Genomic DNA, 15,741 nt, shown 5'->3' on the forward strand with positions numbered 1-15,741 from the left:
TAAAGTGGAGTAAGTGAAGTAAATTGAGAAAAACCAAGTTTATGTCGTTCGCACTGCGAACATCTGATCAATTCAATCAATCGACCTCTTAAAACCGTTACACCTCTTTTTATCAAAGATACTGGTTCAGTCATCAAATGAGAAAAGGAGGATGCTCATGGCAAGAGACCGAATTATGTCCCTTAAAGAAGTTTCAGACTCACTAGGTCGCAGTCCGAGGACGATCTGGCGTTGGTGGGCCAAAGACAAATGTTTTCCTAAACCAATTCAAATCAACGGACGTTGTTTAGGGTGGCGAGAAAAAGACTTTGTTGATTGGCTAGTTGCACAAGAGCAGTCCTTTGAAGAGTAAAGTTATAGAAGCGAGGTAATAGGCCTCGCTTTTTCGTTCGCACTGCGAACATCGACTTAATACTTTGTGAAATACAGCGATCGTTAGTTTAAAAAAAATATCCGGTTCTATCTGTCTTAATGTTCATTTTGAAGCTCAAGAGGAGCAGGCATTACAGCTTCTCATCCATTAAGAAGGAAAGAAAATGAATAGTGTTAAACATATTTCGACTGAAACGTTTGATTCCGCAGCTGTGAAGTTTTGTAATCAAACAAGCATCGCATTATCTGGTCATGTTGATATGAGACATGTGTTATTTGGGTATTTCGAGGAGTTTCTATCTCCTATGACGCCTTTAAATCATGACCATGCGCTCTGCGCTGTTATAGAGGACATTGATTGCATCATTGTTGATTACGGTAAAGACATCAGACGGTTTCTTAACCTCACAGAGGCTTTAGCTTGGGCTAAATCCATTCTAGGAGTGAAGGTATTCAGGTGTGTAGATTTATCCTTGTTTGGTGAGGCTGGCTTCTTCATAGAAGACTACATGGATGAACTAAGAGAAAACTCTGATAGTTTGATAGACTTTTTCGTAGATAGCTTTAATCACCACGGTTGGCGTGTGTCTCCATATCAACTTGCTCGTGATGTAGAGATTATGTGCGAAGATAACGAACCGGAACTTGTTGAAGCTTTATATAACTTTGCTAGAAATATTCATGGCTTTAGTTCTATAGGACCAGATCGCTCGCCTTGGTTCATGAGTAAACCTGATATTGAAGGGGCCTATAAAGTTTGTGTCTTTAACGGAAAGGTTGAGTCGGTAGAGCTTAAACGTGTTCATACTGAAGGCGATGGGGCTAGTGGTTTGATGGTGTTACGTGAGGAAGGGGAGCCTGTGTTGTTATCTGACCGAAAGACAGATGAATGGCTGTGGTCTTATACTTTTAACCAAGCTACACCAATTACCTAAAAGGCATGATTAATTAGAAGCGGCTTGACGTAGAGTTGAGTCGTTTTCTTTATTACCAGTAGTGATTATCCGAGTGAGGTCTTTCGGTAATTTTATTCCTCAGTGTCCCTTCTAAATCTCGTTCAAAATCATTACCGATGTCATCGAAATAGGTTGTGTCTGACAGCCCATCATCAAAGCTTATATGCTCTTTATCTCTGCTTTTTACAGCATCAGAGGCATCTAGAATTAAAATAATGCCTTCAAGTAGAGCAATGCAAGTTGTGCTGAGTATTGCTAATAGGCTAGGGACCTTTTTATCTTCCATGTTTTCACCTGTACACAATCAGTATTACGTCACGAATTTGAGTGTAGCATTCTTATAAAGTTAGCTATGAAATAACATGTTCGCAGTGCGAACAAAGCAAGATAAAGGGGGACGTATGGTTCACATGGAAGAGTTTCTTTGGAAGCGCTATATGGAAGATATGGAGCATGTGTTTCTGGATGCACTTGCATTTGTGAGTGACCAACATCGTGTTGTGCTGGCGAAAGCATTAACGGCCATTTTTGCTGAGGATGCTCCATTTGAACTATCTGATGAGAACATACTGGCCTACCTAAAATCTACTGATGCGATCAAGCGTCAGATATTCATCAAGTATGGTTACTTTGAGCCACGTTTTGACTTGCCTTTGCAAGAATTGGTTTTATGTATTGACGATATCAAAGAGCCTTTACTCAAATCTATCAAGCTGCCAATGTAGCGCCTCCTGTCACTAGCTATGAAATAGGTAGTGACAGGAGGCGTGCCTCAACCACCAAAGCTTACGCTTTCTGCATTCCACTCTTTTTTAAAGCGGGGTCGCTTGGTGACAGCCAAGTGACGGCTTGCTAGCCTAACAATGTAAATACAAGTAGCCGTCGCTCTAAAGACACTTCAGAAATCGTAAATCATATAAATAGGAGAAAGAAACGTAACCAGCATTGTTCTTCATAATGCTCTTCTCGTAGGTGCTCAAGCTTCTTCAAGTAGACCATGTACGACAGTCGTCACTTCGACATACAAACCATAAATCTTGCCCTCATCGCCTCTGAGGCATTCTGCTTACTAACCATAAGTTGGAATTGGGCTTATCACTAACCAACAGGTCACAGTGGTTTGATTACGTTTCTCTTCGATATGTTTCAAATAAACAGAGCCATATGAGCTATATGGCTCTCATTTGATTAGGAGTAGAGGTATGGCTAAGCCGAGCTTAAGGCACGGACTTGTTTTGTTGATGAGACGTAATGCAGACGGAAGTTATGCATCCCAAGCTGCACGCAGCAATATTCTTATTCAAATTGAGAAACAGTTAAAAGGGGGAGGCTACAGGCACTTAACTCCTCATACGCTTAAGCTAAAGCACGTAAAATTTCTTGTTGAGCATTGGCAGAGCCAAGGCTTGAGCATAGGAACGATCAAAAATCGCATGGCTCATGTTCGTTGGGTATTTGAAAAAACTGGCCGTGAGCATTTATTGCCGAAATCGAATGAAGAACTAGGTATCGGAAAGCGAGTGTTTAGCGACAATACAATGAATAAGGCAAAAACACTTGATGTGGAAAAGCTCAACACAATCTCAGACCCGTACATCAAAACAGCATTAGAACTACAATCTGCGTTTGGTTTGAGACGAGAAGAAGCGTTGAAGTTCTCACCCTGTATAGCTATCAAAAATGATAGAATTTTTTTAAAGGGTTCTTGGACTAAGGGCGGTAAGGAACGAGAGGTTCCAATTCGAAATGAATACCAGAAGCGAGTTTTAGAACATGCCGTTGAAATAGCTCCCAAAGGTTCTATGATTCCGGCTGGAAAAACATACATCCAACAACTAAAACATTATGAGAGCACCTGCAAGCAAGCTGGGTTATGTAAGAATCACGGCTTGCGACATCAGTACGCCCAGACACGTTATATTGAACTTACAGGCATGAAGGCTCTAAAGGCTGGTGGTTTGACGAGCAGAGAGCTTAGCGTAAACCAGAAAATGGTAGATAAGGAAGCTCGTTTGATTATCAGCAAGGAGCTGGGACATGAAAGAGAAGAAGTCACGGTAATTTATCTGGGACGATAAACTAGACAGCTCACCAATTCTTCAGTAGATTGAAAAGTAATCAGTAAGAATAAGAGTGGAGCTTTACTATGTTGACGCAAATTCTAGATGCTGCCGATATGACGTTAGCGCAGTTCTTGTTTTTATCTCTTATCGTCTTCGGAACGACATGTTTGATTCTGTTTGCAACTTGGTATGACCACAAGCATGGAATTGAATAAAGTGCGAATCTAAAAAAAGCGCCCCTTGAGAAAGGGGCGCTTTTTTGTTGTAGGCAATAAGGATTCTCTGAGTTTTCTGCTCTTGATGGCAAATTGCTTTAAGTATGAGGTTGTCTTTTCTGGCATGGGAGATCTTCTTGATTCTGATTATTCAGAAAAACTGAATAGTGTTTTTGGATTTAATGTAATTCCAAACATCAAAGTAAACTTAGATAATTGTCATACGCAATTAGTGACTTATGTGAATGAAGTGTTTTTGACAAGATTTTTCCACATATCGCTGACTAACTTTAATTCAGAGAAAGTGGTAATGAATGTAATTAAGTTAATACTTCTGACAACGATTCCAACAGTCATGTTAGTCGGATGTGGAGGTAGTGGTGGCTCAGATAACAATAATAGCTCTAATTCTATGGAGTCGGAGGTATTCGAGTATATTGCTAATGCTCCATTATACTTACAACCTTACGAGCAAGTTGATGTTACAAAAACATACCATGCGTCGGTAAACGGTAAGAGCATTAAAGTTGATACGTTGAATGGGGCTATCCAAGAATACAGTCAAGTTCGTATCGATGATGAGAGAGCTATCAACCCTGTATTATCAGATTGCGCTGAATATATTGAATCAATCAAGCCACGCTTGAATCATTATTTCCACTCATTGACTCCGGAGCAAAGTGACCTCTATGGAGAAGATGGTGAAGCTAATGCCAAATTTTTGGGACTTGGTAAAATCACAACTGATGATGACAATGGAGAGCAAGCCGAACTGCTAGAGGTTTCTAGCTTTAGGTTTGAGCCTCGCTCACGTTCTGAAGATGCAGTGTACGTGAATAACAACTGGTCTGGCGTAATCGATCTCCATCATGCTATAGGCTTTTCTTACTTTGAGGTCGATGTGGGTAATAACTGCCATATAAGCTTGGACAGCTGGAATATTTCAAATGGAGATATGCTGAGGTAACTGTGTGCTTGCAGGAAACGTCGACACAATTATTTAAAAGCGCCCCTTGAGAAAGGGGCGCTTTTTTGTTGTATGCAATAAGGGGTTATCTGAGTTTTCTGCTCTTGATGGCAAACACTACTTTTGATTAACAGGAGAGGACTCGAAATGTGCGTTAAGTCTCTTCCTAACTACACCCACAACTACACCCAAAATCATCAAATGCAAAAAAGGCGTAGTAGGTACTAACCTGCTACGCCTTTCGAAATTTGGTGGCCCCTCCCAGACTTGAACTGGGGACCAATCGATTATGAGTCGACTGCTCTAACCACTGAGCTAAGGGGCCTTAATAGGTCAACGATTATAGGGGAAGCGTTGCGAGGTGTCTAGCCACTAGGTGGGGCAATTGCGCTTAGTTTTTATTCACTTAGCTTCACAGATAATAAAAAAGGCGACCCATTGGTCACCTTTTTTGATTTTAATCGCTTCGATTACTCGTCTAGGAAGCTGCGCAGTGTTTCTGAGCGGCTTGGGTGACGTAGTTTACGTAGTGCTTTCGCTTCGATCTGACGGATACGTTCACGAGTAACGTCGAACTGCTTACCTACTTCTTCTAGAGTATGGTCAGTGTTCATGTCGATACCAAAGCGCATACGAAGTACTTTTGCTTCACGTGGTGTTAGACCTGCAAGTACGTCTTTCGTTGCCATTTTCAGGCTCGTTGCCGTAGCAGAATCTAGTGGTAGCTCTAGCGTAGTATCTTCGATGAAATCACCTAGATGCGAATCTTCGTCGTCACCGATTGGTGTCTCCATAGAGATTGGCTCTTTAGCGATCTTCAGTACTTTACGAATCTTGTCTTCTGGCATTTGCATACGTTCTGCCAGTTCTTCCGGTAACGGCTCACGACCCATCTCTTGTAGCATTTGACGAGAGATACGGTTTAGTTTGTTGATCGTTTCGATCATGTGTACCGGAATACGAATCGTACGTGCTTGGTCCGCGATTGAACGAGTGATTGCCTGACGGATCCACCACGTTGCGTAAGTCGAGAACTTGTAACCACGACGGTATTCGAACTTATCTACCGCTTTCATCAGACCGATGTTACCTTCTTGGATTAGGTCCAAGAACTGTAGACCACGGTTGGTGTACTTTTTAGCGATAGAAATTACTAGACGTAAGTTCGCCTCAACCATCTCTTTCTTCGCACGGCGAGCTTTCGCTTCACCGATAGACATACGACGGCTGATGTCTTTAATGTTTTGAACGTTCAGAGAAGTCTCTTCTTCAATCATTTTTAGTTTAGCGATTGAACGACGGATTTCTTCTTCGTTACGTTTGATCTTCTCAGCGTATGGCTTGTCAGATGATAGGATTTCATCTAACCATGCTTCGCTTGATTCGTTACCTGTGAACAGCGCGATGAACGATTTCTTCGGCATTTTGCCGTATTCAACTGCAGACTTCATGATCAGACGTTCTTGAGTACGAACGCGATCCATTGCTGTGCGCAGTTCATTCACTAAGTGGTCGAACTGTTTTGGTGTTAGACGGAATTCTTTGAATACGTCTAGCATCAACTCGTTAGCTACTGTTGCTTTCGGGCTTTCGTAACCGTGCTCGTTGATTGCAAGCTGAAGGTTTTGGTATGTGCTGCGTAGCTGGTTGAATTTCTCAAGCGCAAGCTCTGGGTCGATACCTACATCTTCTTCAGAGTCATCTGAATCGTCATCACTTTCTTCGTCTTCATCAACGTCTTCTTCGTCTTCTTCTTCTAGCTGAGATTCAGTTAGTTCAGAACCGATGTGCGTCGCTGTTGGTGCAGCTGTGTCGTCTGCATCAGGGTCAACAAATCCAGAGATTAGGTCAGTTAGACGAAGTTCTTCTGCTTGAACTTTGTCAAACTGCTCAAGAATGTATGGGATAGTGCCAGGGTATTCAGCAACAGACGATTGAACTTGGTTAATACCTTCTTCAATACGTTTTGCGATGTCGATTTCGCCTTCGCGAGTCAGCAGCTCTACAGTACCCATTTCACGCATGTACATGCGCACTGGGTCTGTTGTACGACCAATTTCACTTTCTACGCTAGAAAGTGCTGCTGCTGCAGCTTCAGCTGCATCTTCATCGGTGATGTTTGTGTCATCGTTCAGTGCAAGATCATCAGCATCAGGAGCAGTTTCTACTACCTTGATACCCATGTCGTTGATCATCTGAATGATGTCTTCTACCTGTTCTGAATCTACGATTTCAGCAGGTAGGTGGTCGTTTACTTCGGCGTAGGTCAGATAGCCTTGTTCCTTGCCTTTAATAACAAGTAACTTTAGCTGTGACTGCGGATTTTGATCCATAGACGGTATCCAACTTCGTAATCTGGTGAAGGAATCAGTATGCGAAATGCAAACCACTTACTATAACAAATTAAATTGTTGCTGACTAATTAAACAGGGTTACGCTTTTAAATCTAGCATCAAAGCTAGCAGCTCCCTTTTCTCTTCGGCTGATAAACCGACACTTCTTGCTTTGGCCTGCAGGTTTTCAATTTGTTTTTCTACGCACTGGGCAATAATTTTATCCAGTGAGTCTAAAAATATTTCTTCTTGGTTGTCTTCATCGAGGGGAATATCCCAGCTCGCGAGACGAGACAGAAGGGTCTCATTTTGGCTGTTTCGCCAATGCTCTAATAATTGGCCAGTGTTGATATGGGGATGCGCCTGACATTTATCAAGTACATCAGCAAATAAACTTAGGCCTGGTATGGATAAATCTCTCACTGAGGAAAGATCTGGTACCATTTGAGCATAGCTCGGATTCTGAATAAGTAGAGCGATTACCTCGCGCATCGGAGTTCGTTTGATCTCTTTGTGCGGCTGAGGTCGACTTTCACCCGTCTTTTTACGTGGTTGACGTAAGCGGTTATCAAAACCCGTGCGTTCATCAAGTAGCTTTTCGAGTAACTCCTGAAAATAGGGATCAGGAATCTTGTCAATCAATGCACTCGCATAGGCTCGTAGTGCTGATTTACCTTCATTATTACCCAAGTTGATTTGGTGTAATTCAATCAGGTTATCAAAGAGATAACTCGAAAGCGGTGTGGCTTGTTCTATTTGCTGTTCGAAGGCTTGCTTGCCATATTTTCGAACGTAGCTGTCAGGGTCTTCACCGTCAGGTAAGAACAGGAACTTCAATGTATTACCCGTTTTAAGGTACTGAAGTGCATTTTCTAGCGCGCGCCATGCGGCTTCTTTACCTGCTCGGTCACCATCGTAACAACATACGACGGTATTCGTTTGCCTAAACAGCATTTGAATGTGGTCGCCAGTGGTTGACGTGCCCAAAGAGGCGACAGAGTAATCTACGCCATATTGCGCCAACGCGACAACATCCATATAACCTTCAACCACCAAAATTCGTGGTGGTTCACGATATGCTTGTAGCACTTCGTAAAGACCATAAAGCTCTTTACCTTTATGGAAGATAGGCGTTTCTGGTGAGTTCAGATATTTTGGTGTGCCGTCGCCAAGTACGCGACCGCCAAATCCAATCACTCGACCACGGCGATCACGAATGGGGAACATGATACGACCACGGAAGCGGTCATAGCGGTTACCTTTGTCGTTCTCGATCAACATGCCGCCAGTCACAAGCATGTCTTGATTGTCTTTGTTCTGACCAAAGTTTTTACGGACTAAGTCCCATTCATCCGCCACATAGCCGATGCCAAACTTCTGTACGATTTCACCCGACAAACCGCGGTCTTTTAGGTACTCAATCGCCACTTTACTTGTTGGCTGCTTGAGTTGGTTACGATAGAACTGAGCAATGCTGCCCATGATATCGTAGAGACTACGCTTTTCGCTGCTGCTGGCTTGTGGTCCTGAGTTAAATTGACCGCCACCACCACTGCGTTGTTCGCGTGGTACATCTAATCCAAGATAAGATGCCAGTTCTTCAATGGCTTCGACAAAGTCTAGGCGTTCGAACTCCATAATGAAGTCGATGGCATTGCCATGCACGCCACAACCAAAACAGTGATAAAACTGCTTTTCTTGGCTAACGCTGAATGACGGTGTCTTTTCGTTATGGAAAGGGCAGCAAGCGCCGTAGTTTTTGCCTTTTTTCTTAAGTTTCACGCGCGCGTCGATGATATCGACAATATCGAGTCGAGCTAGGAGGTCATCAATAAAACTACGAGGGATGTGTCCAGCCATAAAACCTAACAAAAAAAGAAAATCATGATTGGTGTGAATGGGTTACAGAGAAAAGCATGTGTGCGGCTTTTTGTTATTCCATTCTGCCAGATACAAACAAGCCGTGCGTTCCAAAGGATAGCACGGCTTGCTGCAATTGGGTGGGGTATTAAGCCAATTTAGCGCGAACTAAACCGCTTACTTTACCCATATCTGCACGCCCTTGAATTTGCGGTTTCAGAACGCCCATTACTTTGCCCATGTCTTGCATGCCAGCTGCGCCAGATTCAGCAACTGCGCTCTCAATAAGAGCTGCAACTTCTTCGTCTGTCAGTGGTTGAGGCATAAAGTCCTCAAGAACGGTAATTTCAGCTTGTTCCGCATCAGCAAGATCTTGACGACCTGCTGCTTCAAATTGCGTTACAGAGTCGCGACGTTGTTTAACCATCTTGGTCAACACAGCAAGAATGTCGTCGTCGCCCAGAGTAATCTGTTCGTCAACTTCACGTTGCTTAATTGCAGATAGAGCTAAACGAATAGTACCAAGGCGCAATTTGTCCTTGGCTTTCATCGCTAATTTTTGCTCTTCTTTGAGTTTATCAATCAGAGCCATAACTAAATTCCTTTCCGGAGCTCAGTTATTAGTACAGGCGAACGCGACGAGCGTTTTCGCGAGCTAGCTTCTTAGCGTGACGCTTTTGAGCTGCTGCTTTAGCGCGTTTGCGAACTGTAGTTGGTTTTTCGTAGTGCTCACGACGACGCACTTCAGAAAGGATACCTGCTTTTTCGCAAGAGCGCTTGAAACGACGTAGAGCAACGTCGAACGGTTCGTTTTCACGTACTTTAACTACTGGCATATGCCTTTCACCTCAGGGGTTATTCGTTAACGCTGGAATTTAATGAACCAAATCACAATTGTTTGGTCAGTTACCAGCTTGATCAAAAATGGTGCGGAATTTTAATCCGATCAACACAGCTTTGTAAAGCGTTTTATCGCCTATTGTCTGTACAAAATTTGTTTGAAGCACCAAGGCAGGGTAATATGACGCCCAAATTTCCTCTATATAGAAAGCACACTGAGAAAACCATGCGCATTATTGGTATTGAAACCTCTTGTGACGAGACTGGCATCGCGATTTATGACGATGAGAAAGGTCTTTTATCACACAAGCTTTACAGCCAAGTAAAACTTCACGCAGATTACGGCGGCGTGGTGCCTGAGTTGGCTTCACGTGACCATGTTAAGAAAACCATTCCTCTTATTAAAGAGGCTCTGAAAGAAGCGAATCTGACTTCCAAAGACATCGACGGTGTTGCATACACGGCAGGTCCGGGTTTGGTAGGTGCATTGCTTGTCGGTGCCACTATCGGTCGCAGTATTGCTTATGCTTGGGGTGTGCCTGCGGTGCCTGTTCACCATATGGAAGGTCACCTACTGGCGCCTATGCTAGAAGATAACCCACCACCGTTCCCATTTGTGGCGGTATTGGTATCGGGTGGTCACTCAATGATGGTTGAAGTTAAAGGCATCGGCGAGTACAAAATCCTAGGCGAATCTATTGATGATGCGGCGGGTGAAGCATTCGATAAGACTGCGAAGCTAATGGGCTTGGATTACCCTGGTGGTCCACTGCTATCTAAGTTGGCTGAAAAAGGTACTCCGGGTCGCTTTAAATTCCCACGTCCAATGACGAATGTGCCAGGTTTGGACATGAGCTTCTCAGGTTTAAAAACTTTCACGGCAAACACGATTGCTGCAAACGGTGATGATGAACAAACTCGCGCTGATATCGCTTACGCATTCGAAGAAGCGGTATGTGCTACGCTGGCAATTAAATGTAAGCGCGCACTTGAGCAAACAGGTATGAAGCGCATTGTTATTGCTGGCGGTGTAAGTGCTAACCGTCGTCTGCGTGCTGAGCTTGAAAAACTGGCTAAGAAAGTTGGTGGTGAAGTTTACTACCCACGCACTGAGTTCTGTACGGACAATGGCGCGATGATCGCATACGCAGGTATGCAACGCCTGAAAAACGGTGAAGTGGCAGATATGTCGGTAGAAGCGCGTCCGCGTTGGCCTATCGACCAGCTTACGCCAATCGCGTAATCAAACTTCTACTGAAGGTTTGAAATATATTCAACACGATAAAGGTCTCTGCTCATCAGAGGCCTTTATTTTTAACTAGCTAATTGAAAGGCCTTGTGTAATTGATTGTAAGAGCCTAACTGATGCGAGCAGTTTTGTTTCGTTTCAGTGATAGGATTGTGCCGAAGAATAATAAATGGATATAACAATGAATAAGTTTGAAATTGAAGGTCAGCAGCTTGCTTACCTAGATAAGGGCGAAGGTCCTGTATTGCTGTTTGGTCACAGCTACTTGTGGGATAACCAAATGTGGGCTCCACAGATTGAAGTGTTGAGCCAATCATATCGTTGTATCGTGCCTGATCTATGGGCGCATGGTGAGTCGGACGCCGCGCCTGCTTCGACACGATCTTTAGTCGATTACGCTCAACATATGCTGGCACTCATGGATCATTTGGAGATCGAACAATTCTCTATTGTTGGTTTATCGGTTGGTGGGATGTGGGGAGCAGAGCTGACGTCACAAGCTCCTCAACGTGTTAAATCTCTGGTTCTTATGGATACATTCATCGGTTTGGAACCTGAAGTTACACATAAGAAATACTTTGCGATGCTGGATGCGATAAGCCAAGTTCAAGCCGTACCAGCACCGATCGTTGAGGCTGTCACACCGCTGTTCTTTGCCAACAACGCAGAGCAAGCCAATCCTGAACTTGTGGCATCATTCAAGCAAAGTCTTGAAGCATTGCAAGGTGAGCGCGCGGTCGAAGTAGCTCGTATTGGACGTATGGTGTTTGGGCGTCGTGACGTTATCGAAGATGCAGAGATGTTTGCATTGCCAACCTTGATTGCGGTTGGTCGCGAGGATAAGCCTCGTCCAGTATTTGAATCTTACTTAATGAACGATTGCATCACTGGCAGTGAGTTGGTTGAGATCCCTGAAGCGGGTCATATCAGTTCATTGGAACAGCCAGAAATCGTCAACCAGATGTTGTTGGATTTCTTGAATAAAGTGCATGCGTCGTAATTTTTTCAAGTAACGATTGAATAAACAAAAAACTCGGCATTACGCCGAGTTTTTTTCTACCAATTTCTTTTCACCAATCTTGGGTTCTTCCCCTGACAATAAGCGGCGAATATTCTGATGATGTTTAAACACGATCAAACAACAAAGCATCGCGACAGGTAAGGTGTACTGCGGTTTGAACATCCAAGCATAGAAGGGCGTAACGAGTACCGTAACAAGCGCAGCTAGAGAAGAGTAGCGAAACAACAAAGCGACCGATAACCAAGTCAGCATGACCAGCCCAGTCAGATCCAATCCAATAGGGGCTATTGCACCAAGTGCTGTTGCGACACCTTTACCCCCCTTAAAGTGGAAAAATATTGGGTACATGTGACCAAGGCACGCTGCAATGGCAATAACGCCAAGGATGATTGGGTCGATACCAAGAAAGTAGCCGCTCCAAACCGGAATTGTTCCTTTGAGCATGTCGAACAGCAACACTGCCGCCGCTGCACCTTTGCCTCCGATACGCAGGACATTGGTGGCTCCAGGATTGTTAGAGCCCACTTTACGCGGATCCGGCAGTCTTAATAAACGACAAATTAGCACCGCGCTGGAGATAGAACCCAGCAAATAGGCTGCCATTGTCATTATTAGTGCCAGTGCGTCCATAGAAGTCCTTGATGGATTGGAATTTAATGCTCAGTTCCTGAGTAATTGCTATCATACCGCGATTCGGCTTTGAGCAAAAATACTCTCTGCGATAGAGCTTGCATTATGGGATTTCTTGTATATAAAGAGTCTTCGCAGTTTATACCCAAGCGACTTTTCCAGCCAATTTACAGAGTGAAAGGTCATAGTAGGTTGCTTGGGTATAGAATAGTACGATCAATTTGCCCAAATCGGGTATCCGACCTCTGTAAAAGAAGGACATAAGATGGCTCTGGATAAAGTTTTTATTGAACAGTTAGAAGTAATCACCACCATCGGCGTTTACGATTGGGAACAGCAAATCAAGCAAAAGCTGGTTCTGGATATCGAAATGGCACACGACAACAAACCTGCGGGTAAGAGTGATGATGTTCAAGATGCGTTGGATTACTCACAAGTGAGTGAAGCGGTGTTGAATCACATCGAAAATGGTCGTTTCTTGTTGGTTGAGCGTGTCGCAGAAGAAGTTGCAGAACTTATCATGCAACGTTTCTCTGTACCTTGGGTGAAAATTCGTTTGGCGAAGCCTGGTGCGGTGCCTCAAGCACGCGCAGTTGGCGTTGTGATTGAGCGAGGTCAGGCATGATCAAAACGTATATCGGAGTAGGCACCAATATCGAAAGAGAGCAGCACGCGCGAGTAGCTTATCAAGAGTTACAAAAGCTAGGCTGCGATCTGTGTGTTTCTCCGATATATGAATGCGAGCCAATCGGCTTTAGTAGTCAAAACTTCTACAACTTCGTGATTAGTTTCTCCACGAAGCTATCACTCGAAGAGTTGAGTCACCACTTACGCGAGATTGAATTTCAGTGGGGGCGCGAAGAAAACGCGCAAAAGTATCAGGATCGAACCTTAGATCTCGATATAGTCTTGTTCGGTGAATGCATTTCGCCACAAAAACCTGAGCTACCTCGCAGCGATATCTACAAATATCCTTTTGTAACAAAGCCCCTGTATGATCTCGAACCTCAATTGGTGATCCCCGGCGATGGAAGAACAATCGCAGATATTTGGCAGGCGATGCAGCCAGTCGATTCACTCAAACCAGTTTCTTTTTCACTTTAATTTTGAGTTGTTTACATGAGTTACTTTGAAGCCTTTATTTTGGCTCTGATTCAGGGTCTGACAGAGTTTTTGCCAATTTCCAGCTCTGCCCATTTGATCCTGCCTTCTGCCATTCTTGGTTGGGAAGACCAAGGTCTGGCATTTGATGTTGCTGTTCACGTTGGTACGTTAATGGCCGTTGTGATTTACTTCCGACAAGAAGTCATCACGCTATTCCAAGCGCTATTTGCTTCTATCTTTAAGGGTGATCGCAGTAAAGAAGCCAAATTAGCATGGATGATCGTGCTGGCTACGATTCCTGCATGTGTATTTGGTTTGTTGATGAAAGACATCATTGAGATCTATTTGCGCAGTGCCTATGTAATTGCAACGACGACCATCATTTTTGGTCTGCTACTTTGGTGGGTAGACAAGAATGCAAAACTGGTTGCCGATGAATACCAAACGGGTTGGAAGAAAGCGCTATTTATTGGTATCGCTCAGGCGCTTGCTATGATCCCTGGCACTTCTCGTTCTGGTGCCACGATTACTGCGGCTTTGTACCTTGGCTTTACTCGTGAAGCTGCGGCGCGTTTCTCGTTTCTGATGTCGATTCCAATCATCACCTTGGCTGGTGGTTACCTAGGCTTGAAACTGGTAACAAGTGGCGAGCCTGTACACGTTGGCTTCCTGCTAACTGGTATTGTGACATCCTTTATCAGTGCGTACATTTGTATCCACTTCTTCTTGAAGATGATTTCACGTATGGGTATGACGCCATTTGTGATTTACCGTCTGATTCTAGGTTTCGGTTTATTCGCCTTCTTGCTAACGGCTTAAGTTGAGCAGCTAAAACTGAAATAAAAACGCCCGCTTTTAATTGCGGGCGTTTTTGTCTGTCTACCTGCTTTGCCGGACTTATTTGCCTAATGCAATTCTAACCGCTTCTACACGGCGCTTCTCTTGTTCATCACGAATAGCGGGTCCTTGAAAACCCTCTTTAATAATGGCTTGCACATCGACTGATGTCGCCGCTTTATAGGCTTGCATAAACAATTCTGCTTGCGGGTAGGGTTGCAGTTCTAATCCTTTACGACCAGCGTGATCGGCTTGGCAGCAAATTAAGATATCTTGCAAGCGTTCGGATTTACGCCAAACATCAAACTTATTGAGAATTTTGATGACGGTTTGAGGTTTAAGCTCAGCCGCTCGATGAATATTGGAGTGCTGCTCGCACACCATTAATGCTAAGTCGCGGAACTCATTAGGTACGCGTACACGATCGCACAGTTTTTTGATTAGCTTCAAACCGGTATGGCAATGCATCTTATGGCTCGGCCATTCCTTTTCAGGCGTGATGCCTTTACCCAAATCATGCACTTGTGCAGCAAATCGAACTGGCAGTGAATCACTGAGTTTTGCTGCTTGCTCAGCCACCATTAAGGTGTGGATACCAGTATCAATCTCCGGGTGCCACTTCTCTGGTTGAGGAACCCCAAACAATGCATCAATTTCAGGCAAGACAACCGCTAATGCACCGCAATCTCTAAGCACTGATAAGAATACGTCAGGTCGAGCAGTGGACAATGATTTGTGCCATTCTTGCCAAACGCGTTCTGGTGTCAGCGTGCTCAGTTCTCCTGATTCTGCCATATTGCGCATCAGTAGCATGGTTTCTTCTGCGACACTAAAGCCTAAGTGGGCTAACTTTGCAGCGAAGCGTGCGACACGCAAAACACGCAGTGGATCTTCGATAAAGGCATTCGAAACATGGCGCAGCACTTTAGCTTGCAGGTCTTGCTGGCCACCATGGGGGTCGTACAACTTACCGTCATTATCCATTGCCATCGCATTGATAGTGAGGTCACGACGGATCAGATCGTCTTCTAATGTGACACTTTGATCGAAAAAGCAATCAAAGCCAGTGTAGCCTGCGCCAGATTTTCTTTCGGTTCGTGCAAGGGCATGTTCTTCTTTGCTCTTAGGGTGTAAGAACACAGGAAAATCTTTTCCAACCGCAGTATAGCCTTGGCTAAGCATGATTTCCGGCGTTGCTCCAACTACAACCCAGTCTTTGTCGTAGCTATCTATTCCAAGCAAATGATCTCGAACTGCTCCACCAACTAAATAAACTTGCACGGATTACCTCTTA

18 protein-coding genes and 1 tRNA gene are annotated in these 15,741 nt (G+C 44.1%); 11 read left to right on the forward strand and 8 right to left on the reverse strand.

What is annotated here, in order from left to right; genetic code table 11:
• The first annotated feature begins 151 nt into the window (after positions 1-151).
• Positions 152-352, forward strand: a complete 201-nt coding sequence (locus tag MHO32_RS01315; protein ID WP_336246129.1) for a helix-turn-helix transcriptional regulator — start codon at positions 152-154, stop codon at positions 350-352.
• 184 nt (positions 353-536) lie between these two features.
• Positions 537-1,307: a hypothetical protein gene (locus MHO32_RS01320; RefSeq protein ID WP_239210535.1), complete on the forward strand. Its 771-nt coding sequence runs from the start codon at positions 537-539 to the stop codon at positions 1,305-1,307.
• Between the two features lie 52 nt (positions 1,308-1,359).
• On the opposite strand, the gene MHO32_RS01325 is transcribed toward MHO32_RS01320, so the two are convergent.
• A complete protein-coding gene (locus tag MHO32_RS01325; RefSeq protein WP_239210536.1) occupies positions 1,360-1,614 on the reverse strand; it encodes a hypothetical protein in 255 nt (84 codons plus the stop codon).
• A 76-nt stretch (positions 1,615-1,690) separates the two neighbouring features.
• Here MHO32_RS01325 and MHO32_RS01330 point away from each other — a divergent pair, with 76 nt between their 5' ends.
• The 4 genes from MHO32_RS01330 to MHO32_RS01340 all read left to right on the forward strand — a co-directional run bounded on the left by MHO32_RS01330 (position 1,691) and on the right by MHO32_RS01340 (position 4,573).
• Positions 1,691-2,053 (forward strand): hypothetical protein, encoded by a 363-nt coding sequence (locus MHO32_RS01330; protein ID WP_239210537.1) that lies wholly within the window; start codon positions 1,691-1,693, stop codon positions 2,051-2,053.
• A gap of 477 nt (positions 2,054-2,530) precedes the next feature.
• Entirely contained in the window at positions 2,531-3,406 is an 876-nt protein-coding gene (locus MHO32_RS01335; protein WP_239210538.1) for a phage integrase N-terminal domain-containing protein, read from the forward strand.
• Positions 3,407-3,474: 68 nt separating this feature from the next.
• A complete protein-coding gene (locus tag MHO32_RS25745) occupies positions 3,475-3,606 on the forward strand; it encodes a hypothetical protein (protein WP_020840061.1) in 132 nt (43 codons plus the stop codon).
• Between the two features lie 25 nt (positions 3,607-3,631).
• A complete protein-coding gene (locus tag MHO32_RS01340) occupies positions 3,632-4,573 on the forward strand; it encodes a hypothetical protein (protein WP_239210539.1) in 942 nt (313 codons plus the stop codon).
• Positions 4,574-4,822: 249 nt separating this feature from the next.
• On the opposite strand, the gene MHO32_RS01345 is transcribed toward MHO32_RS01340, so the two are convergent.
• The 5 genes from MHO32_RS01345 to rpsU form a co-directional block, all read right to left on the reverse strand.
• A tRNA-Ile gene (locus tag MHO32_RS01345) sits at positions 4,823-4,898 on the reverse strand.
• A 145-nt stretch (positions 4,899-5,043) separates the two neighbouring features.
• Positions 5,044-6,906 (reverse strand): RNA polymerase sigma factor RpoD, encoded by a 1,863-nt coding sequence (rpoD, locus tag MHO32_RS01350; protein WP_005450428.1) that lies wholly within the window; start codon positions 6,904-6,906, stop codon positions 5,044-5,046.
• Positions 6,907-7,005: 99 nt separating this feature from the next.
• The gene (gene dnaG / locus MHO32_RS01355) at positions 7,006-8,766 is read right to left on the reverse strand and encodes a DNA primase (RefSeq protein WP_239210540.1); all 1,761 of its coding nucleotides are present in this window, start codon (positions 8,764-8,766) and stop codon (positions 7,006-7,008) included.
• Between the two features lie 148 nt (positions 8,767-8,914).
• On the reverse strand, positions 8,915-9,358 hold the full coding sequence (locus MHO32_RS01360) for a GatB/YqeY domain-containing protein (RefSeq protein WP_005450424.1): 444 nt from the start codon (positions 9,356-9,358) through the stop codon (positions 8,915-8,917).
• Between the two features lie 28 nt (positions 9,359-9,386).
• The gene (gene rpsU, locus MHO32_RS01365; RefSeq protein ID WP_001145625.1) at positions 9,387-9,602 is read right to left on the reverse strand and encodes a 30S ribosomal protein S21; all 216 of its coding nucleotides are present in this window, start codon (positions 9,600-9,602) and stop codon (positions 9,387-9,389) included.
• Positions 9,603-9,832: 230 nt separating this feature from the next.
• On the opposite strand from rpsU, the gene tsaD reads away from it, so the two are divergent.
• Both tsaD and MHO32_RS01375 read left to right on the forward strand, forming a co-directional pair.
• Positions 9,833-10,849, forward strand: a complete 1,017-nt coding sequence (tsaD, locus tag MHO32_RS01370) for a tRNA (adenosine(37)-N6)-threonylcarbamoyltransferase complex transferase subunit TsaD (protein WP_005450422.1) — start codon at positions 9,833-9,835, stop codon at positions 10,847-10,849.
• A 187-nt stretch (positions 10,850-11,036) separates the two neighbouring features.
• Complete coding sequence (locus MHO32_RS01375) at positions 11,037-11,855, forward strand: alpha/beta fold hydrolase (protein ID WP_005450420.1); 819 nt, start codon at positions 11,037-11,039, stop codon at positions 11,853-11,855.
• A 39-nt stretch (positions 11,856-11,894) separates the two neighbouring features.
• Here the strand turns inward: MHO32_RS01375 and plsY are convergent, their stop codons facing one another.
• Positions 11,895-12,506, reverse strand: coding sequence for a glycerol-3-phosphate 1-O-acyltransferase PlsY (gene plsY, locus MHO32_RS01380; RefSeq protein WP_005450419.1), 612 nt, complete (start codon positions 12,504-12,506; stop codon positions 11,895-11,897).
• A 265-nt stretch (positions 12,507-12,771) separates the two neighbouring features.
• Here plsY and folB point away from each other — a divergent pair, with 265 nt between their 5' ends.
• From folB to MHO32_RS01395, 3 genes are read left to right on the forward strand one after another with little or no spacing between them, the layout of a single operon-like run.
• Positions 12,772-13,131: a bifunctional dihydroneopterin aldolase/7,8-dihydroneopterin epimerase gene (folB, locus tag MHO32_RS01385; protein ID WP_005436044.1), complete on the forward strand. Its 360-nt coding sequence runs from the start codon at positions 12,772-12,774 to the stop codon at positions 13,129-13,131.
• Complete coding sequence (gene folK / locus MHO32_RS01390) at positions 13,128-13,610, forward strand: 2-amino-4-hydroxy-6-hydroxymethyldihydropteridine diphosphokinase (RefSeq protein ID WP_005450416.1); 483 nt, start codon at positions 13,128-13,130, stop codon at positions 13,608-13,610. The genes folB and folK overlap by 4 nt, the downstream gene beginning before the upstream one ends.
• Before the next feature lie 15 nt (positions 13,611-13,625).
• On the forward strand, positions 13,626-14,429 hold the full coding sequence (locus MHO32_RS01395) for an undecaprenyl-diphosphate phosphatase (protein WP_009697588.1): 804 nt from the start codon (positions 13,626-13,628) through the stop codon (positions 14,427-14,429).
• Positions 14,430-14,507: 78 nt separating this feature from the next.
• On the opposite strand, the gene MHO32_RS01400 is transcribed toward MHO32_RS01395, so the two are convergent.
• Complete coding sequence (locus MHO32_RS01400; protein WP_239210541.1) at positions 14,508-15,728, reverse strand: multifunctional CCA addition/repair protein; 1,221 nt, start codon at positions 15,726-15,728, stop codon at positions 14,508-14,510.
• Positions 15,729-15,741: the final 13 nt, after the last annotated feature.

It is taken from the genome of Vibrio sp. MMH1-50, from assembly GCF_022347645.1.
Lineage (GTDB): Bacteria > Pseudomonadota > Gammaproteobacteria > Enterobacterales > Vibrionaceae > Vibrio > Vibrio harveyi.

Bases quoted from the DNA above. Each gene is read 5' to 3' on its own strand.
- MHO32_RS01315 (WP_336246129.1), top strand. From the start codon at position 152: ATGCTCATGGCAAGAGACCGAATTATGTCCCTTAAAGAAGTTTCAGAC.
- MHO32_RS01320 (WP_239210535.1), top strand. From the start codon at position 537: ATGAATAGTGTTAAACATATTTCGACTGAAACGTTTGATTCCGCAGCT.
- MHO32_RS01325 (WP_239210536.1), bottom strand. From the start codon at position 1,614: ATGGAAGATAAAAAGGTCCCTAGCCTATTAGCAATACTCAGCACAACT.
- MHO32_RS01330 (WP_239210537.1), top strand. From the start codon at position 1,691: ATGTTCGCAGTGCGAACAAAGCAAGATAAAGGGGGACGTATGGTTCAC.
- MHO32_RS01335 (WP_239210538.1), top strand. From the start codon at position 2,531: ATGGCTAAGCCGAGCTTAAGGCACGGACTTGTTTTGTTGATGAGACGT.
- MHO32_RS25745 (WP_020840061.1), top strand. From the start codon at position 3,475: ATGTTGACGCAAATTCTAGATGCTGCCGATATGACGTTAGCGCAGTTC.
- rpoD (WP_005450428.1), bottom strand. From the start codon at position 6,906: ATGGATCAAAATCCGCAGTCACAGCTAAAGTTACTTGTTATTAAAGGC.
- dnaG (WP_239210540.1), bottom strand. From the start codon at position 8,766: ATGGCTGGACACATCCCTCGTAGTTTTATTGATGACCTCCTAGCTCGA.
- MHO32_RS01360 (WP_005450424.1), bottom strand. From the start codon at position 9,358: ATGGCTCTGATTGATAAACTCAAAGAAGAGCAAAAATTAGCGATGAAA.
- rpsU (WP_001145625.1), bottom strand. From the start codon at position 9,602: ATGCCAGTAGTTAAAGTACGTGAAAACGAACCGTTCGACGTTGCTCTA.
- tsaD (WP_005450422.1), top strand. From the start codon at position 9,833: ATGCGCATTATTGGTATTGAAACCTCTTGTGACGAGACTGGCATCGCG.
- MHO32_RS01375 (WP_005450420.1), top strand. From the start codon at position 11,037: ATGAATAAGTTTGAAATTGAAGGTCAGCAGCTTGCTTACCTAGATAAG.
- plsY (WP_005450419.1), bottom strand. From the start codon at position 12,506: ATGGACGCACTGGCACTAATAATGACAATGGCAGCCTATTTGCTGGGT.
- folB (WP_005436044.1), top strand. From the start codon at position 12,772: ATGGCTCTGGATAAAGTTTTTATTGAACAGTTAGAAGTAATCACCACC.
- folK (WP_005450416.1), top strand. From the start codon at position 13,128: ATGATCAAAACGTATATCGGAGTAGGCACCAATATCGAAAGAGAGCAG.
- MHO32_RS01395 (WP_009697588.1), top strand. From the start codon at position 13,626: ATGAGTTACTTTGAAGCCTTTATTTTGGCTCTGATTCAGGGTCTGACA.